The following is a 17,868-nucleotide window of genomic DNA, read 5'->3' on the forward strand; positions in this document are numbered from 1 at the left end:
GTTCCCACGCGAAGTCCCTTGTGCCAGGCCCGCGTCGGAGAGGTGCGTGACGCGCACCACCGAAGCGGCGGGCCGGTCCCCGACGGCCCGACAACCTCTTCTCCTCCGATGCGAGGCGGCTGGACGACGCCGTCCCGTACGGGCCGGCCCGGGGACGCGCCCGATGACGACCACGCAGTACGAGCCCGAGTGCCGGGAGGCGCCGTGAACGAACCGATTCAGACGTCAGCGAGCATCAGGAGCTTCTACGAGCGAGAGGGCTGGTTCCTGTCACCGGACATCCTGCACGAGGGCGTGATCGCCCGCGTGACGGAGCGGATCGAAGCCCTGAGCGCCCAGGAAGGCCCCGAAGTCGTCTACGAGAAGGACACCCGGACCGTGCGCGGCATCCACGGATGCCACCTGTTCGACGACGTGTGCCGCCGACTCGTCCGGCTGCCCGCGCTCCTGGGCCTCGCCGAGGAGCTCCTCGGCGAGCCGGTCTACGTCTACCAGTTCAAGGTCAACATGAAGCAGCCCGGAGAGGGGGCCGCGTGGCCCTGGCACCAGGACTTCGCGTTCTGGAACCGGGAGGACGGAATGCCCGCCGACAAGGCGGTCAACATCGCGGTCCTCCTCGACGACGTCCACCAGGAGAACGGCCCGTTGCGCATCATCCCCGGCAGCCACCGGCAAGGACTGATCGACTCCGAGACGGACGGCACACCCGGCGGGAGCGGCGGCGACTGGCGCAAGCACGTCTCCGCGGACCTGGAACACACCGTCCCCGACAAACGGGCCGAGGACCTCGCCCAAGAACTGGGCACCACACTGGTGACGGGCCGGGCGGGCTCGCTCTACGCCTTCCACCCGACGATCGTCCACGCGTCGTCCAACAACCTCTCGCCCGACCGCCGGGCACTCCTGCTGGTGACCTACAACGCCGTGAGCAACGCCCCCGAGCGGCTGACCCGACCGGAATTCCTCGTGAGCCGCGACACCACCCCGCTGGCCACGGTCGGCACGAACACCCTGTGAGCGTCACCCAGGGGTGTCGGGAGCGACCGGGAGGTCCCCGGCTGTCGCATCCCGCTTCGGGGCCTGCGGTGGATCACCGCTCAATGATCGGCTGAAGCGGTAGGCAGCAGAAAACCCAGGGGCAGATCATCACCGGCCTCCACCACAAAGGTGCTGTAGCCGGTGAGGTGGGCGGTGCCCGTCACCTCCGGGATGATCGCCGGACGCCCGGCGAGGGTGGTGGTCTCCGCCACACGGCCGGTGAAGACGGTGTCGATGATGCTGCGGTTGACCAGCTCCCCGGTGCCGAGTTCGCCGCGGCCGTGAAGGGTGGCGAGGCGGGCGCAGGTGCCGCTGCCACAGGGGGAGCGGTCGACCTGGCCGTCGGCGAAGACGGTCACGTTGCGCTCTTCGATCCGTCCGTCCTCGGTGGCGAGGCGGTCGTAGAAGATCACGCCGTACAGGCCGTTGACGCGGTCGTCCTCAGGGCCTGCGAGCCGGTGCCGGGCCACGATGTCGGCCTTGATCTGTGCGCTGAGTGCGATGAGGCGCGGCAGGTGGGCGGGGGTGACCTCCTGTCCGAGGCTGCCGGCCTCGACCATGGCGTAGAAGGCGCCGCCGTAGGCGATGTCGGCGTGCGTCGTGCCGTGTGTGGTGGAGACCTTGACGTCCTTGGCATGCAGGTAGGAGGGGATGTTGACGAAGCGGACGGAGGGGTGGCCGCCTTCGTCGCCGAGGTGGCAGGTCACGCGACCGGAGGGCACGTCGAGGACGAGGGTGCCGTCCTCGCGCGGGGCGGCGTAACCGGTGGTGCTGGCCCAGACGGCGGCGGCGATGGAGCCGTGGCCGCAGGCGGTGCTGAAGCCTTCGCGGTGGAAGAAGACCAGGCCCAGGTCGGCGCCGTCGTCGTCGGGTTCGGTGACGAAGCAGCCGTACATGTCGGCGTGGCCGCGCGGCTCCAGGGTGAGCAGCTTGCGAACGTCGTCGAGGCGCGCGATGGCGTCGTCGCGCTTGTCGAGGATGGTGGCGCCCTGCGGGGGGCGGACACCGCCCAGCACGATCCGGAAGGGTTCGCCGGCCGTGTGGTAGTCGGCGGTGCTGATCGTCTTGGGCTGCCCGGTCATGGTCGTCTCCCTGTGCAGTGCGTTTCGCCGCAGATCGCCGCTCGGTCACCGGTGATTCCGGCTCTCGCCATGGACAGGGCTAGGTGTAATACATTACCCAACACCCGTCAATGGCGGCGTCGGCACACAGCGGCACGAGCGGGCGGGATCGACCAACTGAAGGCCGGCCGCGCGAGGAGGTGCGCGACGACACTCCCCGGTCGGCGCCCGGTCGAGGTGCTCCGGTCCAGCGCGTCAAGCGGTGCGGGCCCTCTTCCCGGAGAGGGCCCGCACCGCTTGACGCGCCCGCGTCTCAGGAGGCGGGCTCCGCGCGGCCGGCCCAGATGCCGCGGCTATGGGCGAGGTGCTTGCGCATCAGCTCGGCAGCGAGTTCACCCTCCCCGGCCTCGATCGCCTCCACGAGCGTGATGTGCTCCTCGCCGGACTCGGTCAGCTCGCCCTGGTCCGCCAGCTTCTGCAGCCCCTGCATGCGGGCCTGGTCGCGCAGTTGGGCGACCATGGTCACCAGGCGGCCGTTGCCCAGCAACTCCAGGAGGCCGAGGTGGAACTGCCGGTCCTTGTCCAGGAACGCGGCCAGGTCCCCTTCCCGTGCGGCGGCGGTGATGTCCTCGGCGAGTTGCCGGAACTGCGGTACGGGCGCCCCGTCCAGGACCCGGACCACGTCAACCATCGCCGGCGCTTCGAGCAGGGTACGGATGCGGAAGATCTCGTCCAGGTCGTGCTCGGTCAGTACCGGCACCCGGAAGCCGCGGTTGCGCATGACCTCCACCATGCCGTGGTTGGCCAGGTCGTTCACCGCCTCGCGTACCGGCGTGATGGAGACCCCGAGTTCTTCGGCGACACCGATGACGCTGTGCACCTCCCCGGGCTTGATCTGCCCGAGAACGATCCGGGTACGCACCGCCTCTCGCGCCTGCTCACGCAGGCTCACCGCCTTCAGGCGGGCGGTGGGCTTACTGGCTGGCGCGGAGCGGGAAGCGTTCACACCTCATGCATAACACAAGGCCGTCCGTCCCCGACCTGTCGCAAGAATGTGAGGTGTAATACCTTACATTCTCCCCGCCGGTCCTGGCGGGAGAGTCCCCACGACGATGCGGAGCACCATGCAGACCATCACCGTCGGCCCGCGCCAGATCCGCGAAGCCGTCACCATGCGCGAAGCCATCGACGCCGTGCGCGCCGGCTTCGTCGACCTGGCCGCCGGAGAGTTCGAGATGCCCACCCGTACCGCGTTGCGGAACGGGCAGTTCCTGGTGATGTCCGCCCATCACCGCGCCACCGCCTCCGCCATGGTCAAGACGCTGAGCCTGAACTTCGAGCGCACACCCGCCATCGCCGGCACGGTGGTGTGGAGCGAGACCGGCCGCGTCGACAGCCTGGTCGCCGACGCCGGAGCGGTCACGACCCTGCGCACCGGCGCCGCCGTCGGTGTCGCCACCGACCTCCTCGCCCCGGCCGAGGCCGGACGGCTGACCCTCATCGGGGCGGGCGGGCAGGGGCCCGACCAGGTGCGTGCCGTCCACACCGTGCGGCCGCTGCGCGAGCTGACCGTGGTGGACGCCGACCCGCGCCGAGCGGAAGCGCTCGCCGAGAAGATGGCGCCCGAACTGGCCGGCGTGCACATCCGCACCGCGGCCGACGCGCAGTCCGCGGTGGGAGAGGCTGAGATCGTCTGCTGCGCCACCAACGCGACCAGCCCGCTCTTCTCCGAGCAGGCCCTGCCCGCCCAGGTCCATGTCAACGCCATCGGCGCCTTCCGCCCCACCATGCGCGAACTGCCCGACGAACTCCTCGCCGGCAGCACCGTGATCATCGACGAACTCGGCGCGATCCTCGAAGAGTCCGGGGAGATCCTCCACGCGCTCCAGGCCGACGCCATCACCCAGGGCGACCTGACCGAACTCGGCACCGCGCTGTCGGGGCCCGACGTCCCGCGAGGCAAGCGGACCGTCTTCAAGACCGTGGGCGTCGCCATGCAGGACTGGGCCGTCGCCCGCCTGCTGGCCGACAAGTTCCTGCCCTGACCGAGGCCGGCGATCCCGTCACAGGAATGCGAAACGGACGACGGGACGATCAGTTGTGCGGCGAGGCGGACAGCGCCGGGATCCCGGGGCCGCGCGGCTTCGTCGGCGATGGCCGGGGCGAAGGGGCCGGTGCCGGCGAGCGCCCCGGCGGGCAGGAGACGTCCGGGCCGCTCGGCGGCGCGATCAGTCAGCCTCGTCGGCGCAACAGCGCCGTTGTCGCTACGGAATTGTGCACGGTGAAGGCGATCGTGCCCGGCAGAAAGCGGTCGTCCGACCACAGCAACGGTCGGCCCGACTGGTCCGTGGCCCGCCGCCGCTCTCGCAGCAGCGGCGCGTCGGGGGTGCAGCCGAGCAGGCGCGCATCGTCGGCCTCGGCCTGGACGAGGTCGATGGTGTGTTCCGTGTCCGCGAACACCACTCCCTCCTCCGTCAGCAGCTCGGTGTGCGAAATCGCATGGGGCTCGAGGCGGGTGATCATGGCGCCGATGTGCTCGGGGTAGAGGGTCCGCTCGATCATGATCGGGACACGCGACAGCGTCCGCAGCCGCAGCACCCGGTAGATCTGCGACCCGGGCGCGAGGCTGAGTTGCTCGCACTCCGAAGGGTTGGCCGGACAACTTTTGATGTCGATCGTGCGGCCTCCCGGTTCCTCTCCGAGCGAGCGTGCCCAGCGGGTGAAGCTCAGCAGTTCGAAGAAACTCTGGGTGCGTGCGGTGCCGAGCACGACCCGCCGCGTGCCGCGTCGGGACGTGACCAGGCCGTTGGCGCGCAGGACCGCCAGCGCCTGACGGACGGTGCCGCGTGACACGTCGTACTGCTGGGCGAGTTGTTCCTCGCTGGGCAGCCGGCCGTCCGAGCCGAAGGCGCCGGCGGTGATGGCCTCGCGCAAGCTGGCCGCCAACCGTCGATACCGGGCTTCGGTGGTGCCGCCCCCCGCGACTGCCATGCCGTTCTCCTTCCCTCGGCCGCCCGTCGGCGCTCCGGCCGACTCTATCCGTTCCCCGGGCCCGGCCCACTGGCCGGGCGCTCTCGTCGCGCGACCCGCGATCTCTTCCGGAGAAGCTCCCCGTCCCGCACATCGGCGTTCACCTCCCGTACACGGTCCCCCGAGGTAATGGGCCAAGTTGTACAGCCAACTCCACTTCTTTCCGGGAGAACCCTGTGAGACTGCACCGCGCTCGCTCCGCGGGCCTTGCCTGCTCCGTCGTCGTGGCCGCGCTCGGGCTCAGTGCATGCGGCTTGACCAGCACGAACGAGTCCAGTGGCGGCGGCGGCAAGGCCGCGACCGCCACTTCGGCGGAGGACTTCGGCGGCATGGACGCCCTTGTCGCTGCCGCGAAGAAGGAGGGCAGGTTGAACGCCATCGCCCTTCCCCGTGACTGGGCGAACTACGGCGAGATCATCGACACCTTCGAGAAGAAGTACGGAATCAAGGTCGAGGTCGAGAATCCGGACGCCTCCAGCCAGGACGAGATCAACGCGGTGACCTCCCGCAAGGGCCAGGACCGGTCCCCGGACGTCATCGACGTGGGCAGCGCCTTCGCCGTCAGCGCGGCCGGGCAGAACCTGCTGGCGCCCTACCGGGTCAGCGCGTTCGACCAGATCCCGAAGGCGCAGAAGGACGCCCAGGCGCGCTGGTACAACGACTTCGGCGGCTATGTCTCCATCGGTTGTGACGCGGCCCGCGTAAGGAAGTGTCCGAAGACGTTTTCCGACCTGATGGATCCGCAGTACAAGGGTCAGATCGCGCTGACCGGCAACCCGACGAAGTCCAGCTCGGCCTTCGGCGCCGTGTACGCCGCGGCACTCGCCGACAAGGGTTCCTTCGACGACATCAAGCCCGGCCTGGACTTCTTCGCCCGCCTGAAGAAGGCCGGCAACTTCAATCCTGTCGAGTCGAGCCCTGCGACCATCCAGAAGGGCGAGACGCCGATCAGCATCACCTGGGACTACCTCAACACCGGGTACGCGGACGAGCTCCGCACCAAGGGCGTCGACTGGAAGGTGAGCATCCCGTCCGACGGTGTGTACGCCGAGTACTACTCGCAGGCGATCGTGAAGTGGGCACCGCACCCGGCCGCGGCCCGCCTGTGGCAGGAGTTCCTGTACAGCCCCGAGGGTCAGAACCTGTGGCTCAAGGGACACGCCCGGCCGGTGCTGATGTCCGAGATGCAGAAGTCCGGGACGCTCGACGCGGCCTTCGCCGCCGAACTGCCGCAGACACCCGGCAACGGAACGGTCGCCTTCCCCACCGAAGGGCAGATCAGCACGGCCAAGCAGGCCGTCGTCCAGGGCTGGTCCCAGGCAGTCGCCGGATGAGCGCCATCCAGACAGCCGGGAGTGGCAGCCGGATCCGCTCCTTCGGCATCAGGCCCGGGCTCGGGTCGGCCAGGCGGCGCATTCCGCGTTCGGCCGGGTGGCTCGGTGCCGTGCCGCTGCTCGTATTCACCGCCGTGGTGTTCGGTGTGGTACTCGGGACGATGGTCCTCGGCGCTCTCACGACACCGCAGTCCGCTCCGGGAGGGGCCCGCCTCACCGGCGCGAACATGAGTTCCTCGCTGCAAGGCCCCTACCTGACCGCGTTGCTCGGCAGCGTCAAGCTCTCCGCCGTCTCCGCGTTGATCGCCGCCGTCGTCGGCCTGCCGATCGCGCACGTGGTCGTGACCTCGCGATTTCGCGCCCTGCGCGAGGCGGTCCTGGCCGCGTCGGGCGTACTGGCGAACTTCGGCGGTGTGCCGCTCGCGTTCGCGTTCGTGGCCACGCTCGGCAACGCCGGCGTCCTGACCAGCCGGTTCGACCTGCTCAGTCATGGCTGGAGCTTGTACGGCTTCTGGGGGCTGACCCTGGTCTACCTCTACTTCCTGGTGCCGCTCATGGTGCTCACGCTCACCCCGGCTCTGGAGGGGCTGCGACGGCAGTGGCGGGAAGCCGCCCGCAACAACGGCGCGAACGCCTTCCAGTACTGGACGCACGTCGCACTGCCCGTCCTCATGCCCTCGCTGCTCGGCGGGTATGTGCTGCTGTTCGGCACCGCGTTCAGCGCCTACGCGACCGCCGCGGCGATGGTCGGCAGCTCGGTACCGCTGGTCACCATGCAGATCGCGGACGCGTTGTCCGGGAACGTCCTGGTCGGCCAGGGCAACATCGCGCTCGCGCTCGGTGTCGACATGGTGCTGGTCGCGGGGCTCGTCATGGCCATTCAGCTGCCGCTGCGGCGCAGGAGCGCGCGATGGCTCGCCTGAGCACGCTCCGATATGGGCGCGCCACCGTGTTGTTGCTCACCGGGGCGTACTTCCTCGTCCCGCTCGCATGCGCCGTCGCCTTCAGCATCGGCGCCGGTGTCCCGGGCCAGGACATCGGCTTCGAGGCGTACACCGGCATCCTCGGCGCCGACGGCTTCACCGACAGTCTGGCTCTGACCCTGAAGCTGGCCGCCGCCACCATCGTGCTCGTTCTGGGGCTGCTCGTGCCCGCTCTGGTCGCGGTCCGGCTGGCCGCACCACGCCTGCGCACACTCGTCGAGATCGTGTGTCTGCTGCCGCTGGTCGTACCTGCCGTCGCCCTTGTCGCGGGATTCAGCGCGGTGTTGGGCTGGGGGTCGGATCATTTCGTCGGCACACCGCTCTTCCAAGCCCTGGTCGCACTCCAGAATCCGCAATTCCCCCTCGTCCTGGTTCTCGCGTACACGCTGATGGCGCTGCCGCTGGCGTACCGCACGCTCGACACCGGGCTCGCCGCCATCGACCTGCGGGTGCTCGTCGAGGCCGCCCGGGCCTGCGGGGCGCCGTGGCCCCGCACCCTCCTGCACGTCGTGCTGCCCAACCTGCGCGGAGCACTGCTCAACACGGCGTTCCTGACCCTGGCGCTGGTGCTCGGTGAGTACACCGTCGCCGCGATCCTCGGCTACCAGCCCTTCGCCGTGTGGATCCTCGCCATCAGCGGGTCGCAGGCCCAGATGTCGGTGGCCGTGTCGGTGACGGGCCTGCTCGTCACGTGGGTGCTGCTGTTGATCATCGCCGGAGCCGGACGCGCTCGCCGTCCCAAGGAGACCTCATGACCGACCTGATGACCGATCCCGAAACCATCGGCCGGACGCGGACCGGCGCCACCGTCGAGTTCCGCGGCCTGCGCCGTTCCTTCGGCGCCACGACGGCGCTGGACGGCCTGGACCTGACGGTCGAGCCGGGCGAGCTCGTGGCGCTGCTCGGCCCGTCCGGTTGCGGCAAGACCACCGCGCTGCGGACCCTCGCCGGGTTCGAGCGACCGGACTCGGGCAAGGTGCTCGTGGACGGCGAGGACATCACGGGTGTCCCCGCGCACCGCCGCGACGCGGGCATGGTGTTCCAGTCCTACAGCCTCTTTCCGCACCTGACCGCCCTCGACAATGTCGCCTTCGGGCTGCGGATGAGCGGTGCCGGCAAAGCCGCGCGCCGGGCTCGCGGCGCCGAACTCCTCGAGCTGGTCGGACTGCCCCAGCACGCCGGCCGCTTTCCGCATCAGCTCTCCGGAGGCCAGCAGCAGCGGATCGCCCTGGCGCGGGCTCTGGCCCTGCGTCCGCGCGTACTGCTGCTCGACGAGCCGCTGTCGGCGCTCGACGCACAGGTGCGCCAGACGCTCCGTGAAGAGATCCGCCGCCTCCAGCAGAGACTGGGCATCACCACCCTGTTCGTGACACACGATCAGGAGGAGGCACTCTCCATGGCCGACCGGGTCGCGGTCATGCGTGCCGGGAAGCTGGAGCAGTGCGCGCCTCCGGCGGAGCTGTACGAACGTCCCGCGACCGCGTTCGTCGCCGAATTCGTCGGCGTGATGAGCCGGATCCCGGCCCGGGCCGGAGCCGTCGACGGGACCGTGGAGGTGTTCGGCCGCACGCTGCCGGTCATCGGGACGCTGCCCGGCGCCGCGCATGTCGCCAGTGGTACGGGTGAAGTCGACGTCCTGGTACGGCCGGAGGCCGTCGAGGTCGCTGCGGACGGGAACGGCACCTCCCGGATCGTGCGGGCGGCGTTCCTGGGCGCGGCGACGCGGCTGACCGTACGACTGGCCGGCGGCGGCGAGGTGATGGCCGATGTGCCGACCCACGCCATGACCACGCTCCCGACCGGTGCGACGGTGACGCTGACGCTGCCGGACCGCCCCGTGCTCGTGGACCGCCGCCGGGAAGGCGGCGGCGATGCGGGCTGACGGTTCCCGCCGACGCTCGACCGGACGCTGCCGTCCCGGATCCTCCCGCCCGACGCCCGGCCCCGGATCCTCCCGCCCGACACCCGGCGGCCGAAGCGCGGAGCCCCGCACATCGGCCCGTTCGCCATGTACCGGAGAACTCACCGTGAACGATCGCATCGCGACCCCCGCCCTTCCCGCCGCTGTCCTGTTCGACATGGACGGCACCCTCGTGGACACCGAACGGCTGTGGTGGGCCGCGGCGGAACAGGTCGCCGACAGGATCGGCCGACCGCTGACCGACACGGACCTGCCTCATGTGCTGGGCCGTCCGGCCGCGCACACCGCCGCTCACCTGCACCGCACCGGCGGCCCCGCGGACCTCGGGCTCGACGCGCTCACCGCCGAGCTGGACGCGGCTTTCGCCGCCCGTGTCGCCCGCGAAGTCGTCCCGCGCCCGGGCGTGCAGCGCCTGCTGGACGAACTGGCCGCGGCCGGCGTGCCCGCGGCGATCGTCTCCGCTTCGCCCCGCCATGTCGTCGACCTCGTACGCAAGGCGCTGGGCGAGGACCGGTTCGCTCTGACCCTCGCGGTCGAGGACACCGTCCGCACGAAGCCGATGCCCGACCCGTACCTCGCCGCGGCCGCAGCCCTGGGCGTCGAACCGCACGCGTGCGTGGTCGTCGAGGACACGCCCACGGGTGTCGCCTCGGCCGAGGCCGCCGGGTGCGCGGTGCTGGCCGTGCCCTCCACCGTGCCGATCCCGACCGCGGCCAACCGGACCGTCCTCGACTCCCTGGAGCGCGCCGACCTGGCGCTGCTCGCCTTCGTTCTCACCTCAAGGGCAAGGAACTGACGCCATGGACGACATCCGCCACGTCGTGATCCTGATGCAGGAGAATCGCAGCTTCGACCACTACTTCGGCACGCTGAACGGCGTGCGCGGCTTCGACGACCGCCAGGCGCTGACGTTCCCGAACGGCGACAGCGTCTTCCGCCAGCCCGCCCTGGCCCGGCCCGACGGCGGGTTCCTGCTGCCTTACCGCATGGACTCCACGAAGTTCGACGCGCAGAACGCGGACGGCCTGCCGCACGACTGGGAGAGCGGTCACGATGCCATCAACAACGGTGCGATGAACCGCTGGACGTCCGCCAAGGGTGAGCGGAGCATGGGCTACCTCACCCGTGAGGACATCCCCTACCAGTACGCGCTGGCCGACGCCTTCACGCTGTGCGACGCGTACTTCTGCTCACTGGCCGGGCCCACCAGCCCCAACCGCCTCTATCTGTGGACCGGCACGGTCGGCCCGGGCCGCGACGGCACGACCGGCCCGTGGATCGACAACACACCGCTGCCCGAAAGCCCGGTCTGCGACTGGACCACGTACGCGGAGCGCCTGTCGGCCGCCGACGTCACCTGGCGCGTCTACCACACGCCCGGCCTGGACGAGCGCCACGGCAACTACGAGGACAACGCCCTCGAATACTTCCGCCAGTTCCACAGCTTCGGCAAGGACGACCCGCGCCACATCAACGCGATGACGAAATGGGACCTGTCGGCGTTCGACGCGCACTGCAAGGACGGCACCCTGCCGACGGTGTCCTGGCTGGTCTCGCCCTACCTGTTCTGCGAGCATCCGACCGCCAGCCCCGCCTACGGCGCGCATTGGGTGAACACCGTTCTCCAGTCGCTGCTCGCGAACCCGGAGGTGTGGCGGCACACGGTGTTCCTCGTGATGTACGACGAGAACGACGGCTACTTCGACCACGTGGTGCCGCCGTTCCCGCCCGCGGGAACCCCCGACGAGTTCGTGGACGGGCAACCGATCGGGCTGGGCAACCGTGTCCCGCTGTGGGTGATGTCCCCGTGGTCGCGCGGCGGCTGGGTCAACTCGCAGGTCTTCGATCACACGTCTGTGCTGCGTTTCCTGGAACTCGTCACCGGCGTGCGGGAGCCCAACATCTCGCAGTGGCGCAGAGCCGTGTGCGGTGACCTCACGAGCTGCTTCGACTTCACCCGTCCCGACTTCTCGATCCCGGTGCTGCCCGACACGCTCGCACTCGTCGAGCGAGCCGATGCGGCGTCGCGGCTGCCGCCGGTGGCGCCGCCGGTACCCGGCGCACAGGTCATGCCCGCCCAGGAGCCGGGTGGCGCGCGCCCGTGCCGACCTCTGCCGTACCGCCCCTGGGCCGACGTCGCCGTGGACCGCGCCACGGGCGAGGTCCGCTGCACTCTCGCCAACGAGGGAACCGCGGCCTTCCCCTTCACGGTGTTCCCGAACATCGCGCGGCCCTTCGCCGGAACGCCGTTCACCGTCGAGCCGAGCGGCACCGCCACCTACGTGTGGGACGCGGTCCGTACCGGCGGACGCTACGACTTCACGGTTCACGGCGCCGACGGCTTCGTCTGCCGCTTCGCGGGGACGGTGGCAGAGGCCGGCCGGACCGACGCCGCCGTTCCCCGGGTGACGGCGGTCCTGGGGGCCGGCGAGGACAAGGCATGGGTCGAGTTGCTGCTGGGCAACGACGGAGGGACCACCGTAGGTTTTACGCTCACCCCGAACGACTTCGGCGGCACGGCGCGCACCCAACTGGTCGGCCCGCACGAGCGGGTCGCCGTGAGCTGGCCCGCGAACGGCGGGCGGTACGACTTCACCATCACCGCGGACGGTGACACGGACTTCGCCCGGCGGTACGCGGGGACGGTGCACGCCCCGCCGAGCGCGAGCTGTCAGCGGCCGGCCGTCGACGGCGGCGGCGCACTCGCCTGACCTTCGACGCCGCACGACCCCACCGCTACACCAACGACACGGACCAGTCGGCGACCTGTCTGGCGTCGGTGACACCGCCCACGCCCTGAGGTCGGCACGGCCACCCGCTGCACCTCGGGCGGAGAACGCGATGGAGACAGCACAGGGGCGCATCCCCGCGGGGGGAACGCGCCCCTGATGTCACAGCCTCATGAGACATCGGCCATGCATCAGCTGGTGAAGATGAAGTACTTCCAGCCTCCGTACGTCGTCGAGTTCACGGTGTCCCCGGAACCGGAGTTGATGTACGCGGAGCGCACGCGGGCGCGGATGCCGGACTTGCCGGAGTGGCCCAGGTTGACGACCGACTTTCCGTTGCTGCCGAGCTTGAAGTACTCGGTGGTCCCGTCGTACCACTTGCCCTGGTAGTACACCTGGAGTTCGAGCCGCTGCTTACGGCCCTTGTAGTAGCTCATCGTCGTCGTGGAGATGGCGTCGGTGTTCTTGCGGAAGTAGTGGTATGTCGTGGAGCCGATCCTGCCGGTCTTGTAGTGCTTGGACAGCGCCGTCGAGACCTTCACCCCGGCGTACGCCGTGGACTTGACCGACTTCGGGGCGTAGCGGGCGTCACCCTTGAACACGGCGGTGACCGTGGTGTCCCGGGTCATGTCCAGGGTGACCGACAGGTTGCCGCTGGAGTTGACCTTGCCGGTCTTCATCAGCCTCTTCGGCTTGTCCGCCCCGAAGGGGTCGGCCCAGATCTCGACCGCCCGGTTCGTGTACGTCGTGCCGAGGTGCGCCGTGAACGCGACGTCCTTGCCGTAGGCGTACACCTTGCCGTTGTTGTTCAGCGTCAGCGTCGGCGTGGCGCGGGAGACGGCGACGGTGTCCGAGGCGGTCGCCGAGGAGTGCGTGGCGTCACCGGCGTACGTCACCGTGTACGTGACCTTGCCGCCGGCCGGCGGGGTGTCCGTGAAGGAGAACGTGCCGCCCGTGCCGAGGGGTCTGGTGCCGAGCGACTTCCCCTTCGGCGACTCCATGTCGGTGCGGGTGACGGCCAGCGGAGTTCCGGCGGGCAGCGCGAGGCCGGTGGTGAGCGAGCCCTTGACCGTGAGCGACTTCCCTCGGGTGGCGGTGGTGGGGGTGTCGACCTTGAGCGTGCCGACGTACTTGCGGGGCTCGTCGATGGCGTGGAACTGGGTGGCGTCGTTGGACCCGGTCAGCACGAACAGCTTCCCGCCGTCGGCCGACCAGTTCATCGAGTGCCCGAACCAGGGCATCCAGTTGTGCGACAGGTTGCGGACACTGGCGGGCTTGTCGCTGCCGCCGGAGAAGACGTACGTGTCGCCGCGGTCGTCGGTGTCGAGGACGGTCGCCGCGACCGTGCCGTCCGGAGCGACACTGACCATCTCCGGTTCGTCGGGGACGGGGTAGGTGCGCACCTGTTCCAGGTCCGAGAGGCGGTACTCGGTGAGCGCCCGGTTCCCGGGTCCGGCCACGACGACGTTCTGGCCGTCCGGGGTGAGGGCCGCATCCTTGTAGAAGCCGCCCTTCTGGGCGGACACGCGGATCACGGGGGCACCGGTGGAGATGTCGTAGACGATGATCGGGGCGGAGCTGATGTGCGCGTCGAGGGCAAGCAGCGTGCCCGGGTTGTCGGGGTCCGCGTAGAGCTCGGGCGGGCTCGCGAAGTCGTGTCCGGCCGCCAGGTCCAGCGACACCGTGGGCGTCTCGGCGGTCAGGTCGACGGAGCCGAGCCCGGAACTCCACTGGTCGCCGTACCCGAACCACAGCTTGCCGTCTGCGTAGGCGAGCCGCGAGGGGATGGTCTTGTCGCCGGTCGGGTACTCGGCGGTCTGCGTGAGCGTGGCGGTGTCGATTGCGACGATCTTGTCGGCGCCATAGAGCGCGGCGTACAACGTGCCCGCGTCCGGGCTCAGTTCGAGGTCACGGACCTGGGCCAGACCGGTGAGCGTGGCGACGACCTTGCCGGCGTAGTCGGTGACGACGATCTTGTCCCGGTATCGGTCGCTGAAGTAGAGCCGCTGGTGTACGCCGTCGACGACCGTGTCGTCAGCGTCCGAGACCGCGATGGGCCTGGTGGTGTCGGCGGACGCCGGTGCGACGGTGAGTACCGCCGAGCTGTAGAGGACCGCCAGCGCTGTGGCGGCCGGGAGAGTGCGCATACGCACGTGGGTTCGAACCCCCCGGAACGAGTGTGGGGCCACTACGCGCAGTTGTCGGGTGGTGTTGCTGTGTGCGACCTGTGCTGCACGTGTGACGAGTGAGCGAAGAATAGGTCATGCCACCGACAACATGACCAGTGCCCCCGCCCAAGCGTCCGGTGCGCCTGCGGTAGCCCATGAGGGCTGCTGCCACGGCTACCGGAACCGCACCCGTGACTCGTCCGGCACGGAGCCGGTCCACCAGGTCGGCCAGGAACGGTTCAACGCCGCACGGCGCCGGAGCGGCCGCCCGCCTCGATCCCCCGGGCGACCAGCGCGATCTCGGTCATCCAGCGGCTCGGCGGCTCGTTCGGCCCCCGAACCCTGGCTCTGGACCGCACGAGAGGTCGTCGCAACGCAGTTCTCATCGCTCTCGAAGTCGCCGGCGCCGACCGGTCACCGGTCTCCCGGCCGGGTACGGCCGGGCCGGGCCCGACGGCGTGAGGAGCGGCGGGGGTGCAGGGTCGCCGGGACCGCCAGGGCGCCAGGGGATGGTGGCGGGGCGGTGGGAGACAGACGGGAGACCAGGGCCGTCACCGCGGTCTCGCCGATCGTCTCGGGGTGCAGGGTCACGGTGCTCACCGGCGGGTCGTTGTCGGCGTAGGCCCGGTCCTCGCTGGCGCAGACGAGAAGCAGGTCGTCCGGGATCCGCAGCCCGTGGCGGGCCGCCGCGGCCAGGACCTGGCGGCCGCCGGGGTCGTAGACCGCGTAGACCGCGTCGCAGGCGCGGGCGGCGAAGAGCGCGTCGAAGCCGTGGCCCGGGGCGTCGTACGGATCGAAGGTGAGGAGCAGCGGCGCCTGCCCGCGCTCGTGGCACCACTGCTCGTACGTACGGGTCACGACCCGGGTGTAGTGCTCGTCGCCGTACCCGGCGTGCAGGGCGATCCGCCGGGCGCCCGAGGCCGCCAGGTGGCCGAGGACCTCGCGGGTGGTGGCGGTGTGGTCGTTGTCGACCCAGACGTCCCCGGGCCTCGGATCGACGGGGCGGCCGTCGAAGACGAGCGGGATGCCCCGGGCACGCAGCGCACGCAGCACCGGGTCGTCCGTGGGGCTGTCGAGGAGCAGCATGCCGTCCACGGCGAGGGTGTGCCAGGGCGTCTCGGCCCCGCAGGTGGCGGGGAGGATCGTCAGGGCGTAGCCGTGGGCGTGCGCGGTGGCGGCGGCGGTGGTCAGGAGCCGGGCGAAGTAAGGGATTTCGAGGAAGTTCCAGGACGATCCGGCGTAGGTCGTGACGGCCACGCCCAGAGTTTTTCCGGCCCGCGGGATCCGCTGGGAGCCGTAGCCGAGCGTGGTGGCCACCTCGCGGACCCGGCGGCGCGTGGATTCGGCGAGTCGGCCGGTTCCGTTGAGAGCGTGCGAAACGGTGGCGGTGGAGACCTCCGCGGCACGTGCCACATCGGCGAGAGTGGGCCCTGACATGGCGGTCATCCTACGGATTCAGTCGTTCCGGACGGGTTCTGGTTACGGCGTTAATCAAAGAAGGTCCGGCCACAGCGAATGCAGCCCAACCCTTGGAGTGGTCATGACTTCTTCTCTCGCCCGGCGGAGCGTCCTCGCCGCGGGTGCGGCCGGACTGGTGGGCGTGGCGGCCGGTCCCGCGGCCGCCGCGCACCAGGGCGCCCCGCATCGGAGTGCCGCGGCCCTGATCATCCACAACGCCCGGGTGTTCACCGGGCTCCCCGGCGCCCGCCCCGTCGAGGCCGTGGCCGTCGGGCGCGACGGCCGGATTCTCGCCACCGGCCGGGGCCGCGAACTGCGCCGCCTCGCCGGACGGGACACCGAGATCGTCGACGCGCGCGGGGCGACCGTGATGAGCGGCATCCACGACGGCCATGTGCACCCGCTCGGCGCGGGCGAGCGTTCGCTGCGCCCCTCCCTGGAGGGCGCCGAGACGACCGCCGAGGAACTCCTCGCGATCCTCACCGGTTTCCTTGAGGACACGCCCGGCCAGGAGCCCGACGGCTGGCTGGTGGTCTCGGACTGGAACCCGATCGGGCTGCTGCCGCAGGGCACCCTCCCTCACCACTCCCTGCTCGACGCCCTCCCCACCCGCCGCCCGATCGCCCTCCTCGGGGGCGACGGCCACAACATCTGGGTCAACGCCCGCGCCCTGGAGATCGCCGGCATCACCGCGGCGACCCCCGATCCGGTGGGCGGAAAGATAGTGAAGGGGCCGGACGGGCAGCCCAGCGGGGTGCTCAAGGACGACGCCCAGCCCCTGGTGACCCGTCACATCCCGGAGCCCAGCGAGGCCGAACAGGTCGCCGCCTGCTCCCGGGTGCTCACCCAGGCAGCGGCCTGCGGGGTGACCACGATGATGGACGCGTGGGTCCAGCAAAAGGAGTTGATGCTCTATCAGGCCCTCGCGAACGCAGGGAAGTTGCCGCAGCGGATCGTCCCCGCGATCAGGATCGAATCGGACCTGGCGAAGGACCCGAAGGCAGCCCTTGCCTATGCGCGCGGGCTGGAGCACGCGTACCGGGACGTACCGGGGCTGCGGTTCGGGACGATCAAGGTGTTCCTCGACGGCGTGATCGAGTACCCGGCACAGACGGCGGCACTCCTGGAACCGTATCTGGACGGCTCCGGACATCCGACGGACAACCGGGGCGAGCTGTACGTCTCCGCGCAGGACTACGGGCGGCTGGCCGTGGCCTTCAACCGGGCAGGCTGGCAGCTGCACGCCCATGGGCTCGGTGACCGCGCGGTGCGCACCGCGCTCGACGGGTACGCCTACGCCCGGCGCGCGACGGGGCTGCGCGATGCCCGGAACACCATCGCTCACCTCCAGGTGGTGGACCCGGCGGATCTCCGGCGGTTCGCCGCACTGGACGTGGTGGCCTGCATGCAGCTCCAGTGGGCCGCCCGCGACACATGGACGGTGGACGCGCTCCTGCCGTACATCGGGCCCGAACGCCACCGGTGGATGTACCCCGCCCGCTCCCTGGAGCAGCACGGTGCCCGGCTCTCGGGCGGTTCGGACTGGCCGGTGGACCCGCTCCAGGTATGGAACCAGATTCGTACGGCGATCGACCGCACAGGCGCGGAGGGCGAGGGGCCGCTCTACCGGGAGCTGGAGGGGCTGAGCCGTACGTCGGCGCTGCGGATGCACACGCACGGCACGGCATGGCAGTTGCGCATGGACCGGCTGACGGGAACGGTCCGCCCCGGTCTGGCGGCGGACCTGATCGTTCTCGACCGTGACGTGACGAAGTGCCCGGAGGCGGACATCAGTGACACCCGTGTCGAGCTGACCCTGGTGGGAGGCAAGGTCGTCCACGACGCACGCTCCGCGGCCGGCCGGGCCGCCGCCGCGCGGCTCGACCGGGCCGCCGCCGCGCCCCGCCCGTCGATGTACGCGGCGATGCACGGCGGACGGCACCAGGCGTGCGGCCACGGCGACGACCGGCCGTAGCGGTTCGGCCTTGCCGAGGCCCGGCCGAACGCTGTGCCCGCGCCGCTGCGCACCCCGCGCGTCCGTCCGTACCCGCTCCTGTCGTGTGCGACGTGGCGTACTGCGGTGCTGATCGGTCCGGGGCCGCGGTCGTGCTCCGCGCTCACGCGCTTCGCGTCTCACGGGCTGCGC

General features: G+C 70.5%; 14 protein-coding genes. 9 read left to right on the plus strand and 5 right to left on the minus strand.

The window, feature by feature from the left end:
- Positions 1-204: 204 nt before the first annotated feature.
- Complete coding sequence (locus ACGF2V_RS04970) at positions 205-1,017, plus strand: phytanoyl-CoA dioxygenase family protein (RefSeq protein WP_362617571.1); 813 nt, start codon at positions 205-207, stop codon at positions 1,015-1,017.
- Between the two features lie 80 nt (positions 1,018-1,097).
- On the opposite strand, the gene ACGF2V_RS04975 is transcribed toward ACGF2V_RS04970, so the two are convergent.
- Positions 1,098-2,120: a proline racemase family protein gene (locus ACGF2V_RS04975; RefSeq protein ID WP_362705525.1), complete on the minus strand. Its 1,023-nt coding sequence runs from the start codon at positions 2,118-2,120 to the stop codon at positions 1,098-1,100.
- 292 nt (positions 2,121-2,412) lie between these two features.
- Positions 2,413-3,105: a GntR family transcriptional regulator gene (locus tag ACGF2V_RS04980; protein WP_362629779.1), complete on the minus strand. Its 693-nt coding sequence runs from the start codon at positions 3,103-3,105 to the stop codon at positions 2,413-2,415.
- A 118-nt stretch (positions 3,106-3,223) separates the two neighbouring features.
- Between ACGF2V_RS04980 and ACGF2V_RS04985 the strand changes: the two genes are divergently transcribed.
- Complete coding sequence (locus ACGF2V_RS04985) at positions 3,224-4,144, plus strand: ornithine cyclodeaminase family protein (RefSeq protein ID WP_362629776.1); 921 nt, start codon at positions 3,224-3,226, stop codon at positions 4,142-4,144.
- Positions 4,145-4,331: 187 nt separating this feature from the next.
- On the opposite strand, the gene ACGF2V_RS04990 is transcribed toward ACGF2V_RS04985, so the two are convergent.
- Positions 4,332-5,090, minus strand: a complete 759-nt coding sequence (locus ACGF2V_RS04990; protein WP_362629773.1) for a GntR family transcriptional regulator — start codon at positions 5,088-5,090, stop codon at positions 4,332-4,334.
- A gap of 215 nt (positions 5,091-5,305) precedes the next feature.
- Here ACGF2V_RS04990 and ACGF2V_RS04995 point away from each other — a divergent pair, with 215 nt between their 5' ends.
- The 6 genes from ACGF2V_RS04995 (at position 5,306) to ACGF2V_RS05020 (ending at position 12,078) form a co-directional block, all read left to right on the plus strand.
- A complete protein-coding gene (locus ACGF2V_RS04995) occupies positions 5,306-6,463 on the plus strand; it encodes an ABC transporter substrate-binding protein (protein WP_392910795.1) in 1,158 nt (385 codons plus the stop codon).
- On the plus strand, positions 6,460-7,386 hold the full coding sequence (locus tag ACGF2V_RS05000; protein ID WP_362705522.1) for an ABC transporter permease subunit: 927 nt from the start codon (positions 6,460-6,462) through the stop codon (positions 7,384-7,386). Before ACGF2V_RS04995 ends, ACGF2V_RS05000 begins: the two co-directional genes overlap by 4 nt.
- Positions 7,374-8,201 (plus strand): ABC transporter permease subunit, encoded by an 828-nt coding sequence (locus ACGF2V_RS05005; RefSeq protein WP_362629768.1) that lies wholly within the window; start codon positions 7,374-7,376, stop codon positions 8,199-8,201. Before ACGF2V_RS05000 ends, ACGF2V_RS05005 begins: the two co-directional genes overlap by 13 nt.
- On the plus strand, positions 8,198-9,328 hold the full coding sequence (locus ACGF2V_RS05010) for an ABC transporter ATP-binding protein (protein WP_362705519.1): 1,131 nt from the start codon (positions 8,198-8,200) through the stop codon (positions 9,326-9,328). Before ACGF2V_RS05005 ends, ACGF2V_RS05010 begins: the two co-directional genes overlap by 4 nt.
- A 145-nt stretch (positions 9,329-9,473) precedes the next feature.
- A complete protein-coding gene (locus tag ACGF2V_RS05015; protein WP_362629762.1) occupies positions 9,474-10,163 on the plus strand; it encodes an HAD family phosphatase in 690 nt (229 codons plus the stop codon).
- A 4-nt stretch (positions 10,164-10,167) separates the two neighbouring features.
- A complete protein-coding gene (locus tag ACGF2V_RS05020; protein ID WP_362705517.1) occupies positions 10,168-12,078 on the plus strand; it encodes a phosphocholine-specific phospholipase C in 1,911 nt (636 codons plus the stop codon).
- Positions 12,079-12,287: 209 nt separating this feature from the next.
- Here the strand turns inward: ACGF2V_RS05020 and ACGF2V_RS05025 are convergent, their stop codons facing one another.
- Complete coding sequence (locus tag ACGF2V_RS05025; protein ID WP_392910800.1) at positions 12,288-14,243, minus strand: Ig-like domain repeat protein; 1,956 nt, start codon at positions 14,241-14,243, stop codon at positions 12,288-12,290.
- Positions 14,244-14,678: 435 nt separating this feature from the next.
- Entirely contained in the window at positions 14,679-15,701 is a 1,023-nt protein-coding gene (locus ACGF2V_RS05030) for a LacI family DNA-binding transcriptional regulator (RefSeq protein ID WP_362705512.1), read from the minus strand.
- A gap of 103 nt (positions 15,702-15,804) precedes the next feature.
- On the opposite strand from ACGF2V_RS05030, the gene ACGF2V_RS05035 reads away from it, so the two are divergent.
- Entirely contained in the window at positions 15,805-17,697 is a 1,893-nt protein-coding gene (locus ACGF2V_RS05035; RefSeq protein ID WP_362705510.1) for an amidohydrolase, read from the plus strand.
- Positions 17,698-17,868 lie beyond the last annotated feature (171 nt).

The organism is Streptomyces sp. NPDC047982 (assembly GCF_043204165.1).
GTDB lineage: Bacteria > Actinomycetota > Actinomycetes > Streptomycetales > Streptomycetaceae > Streptomyces.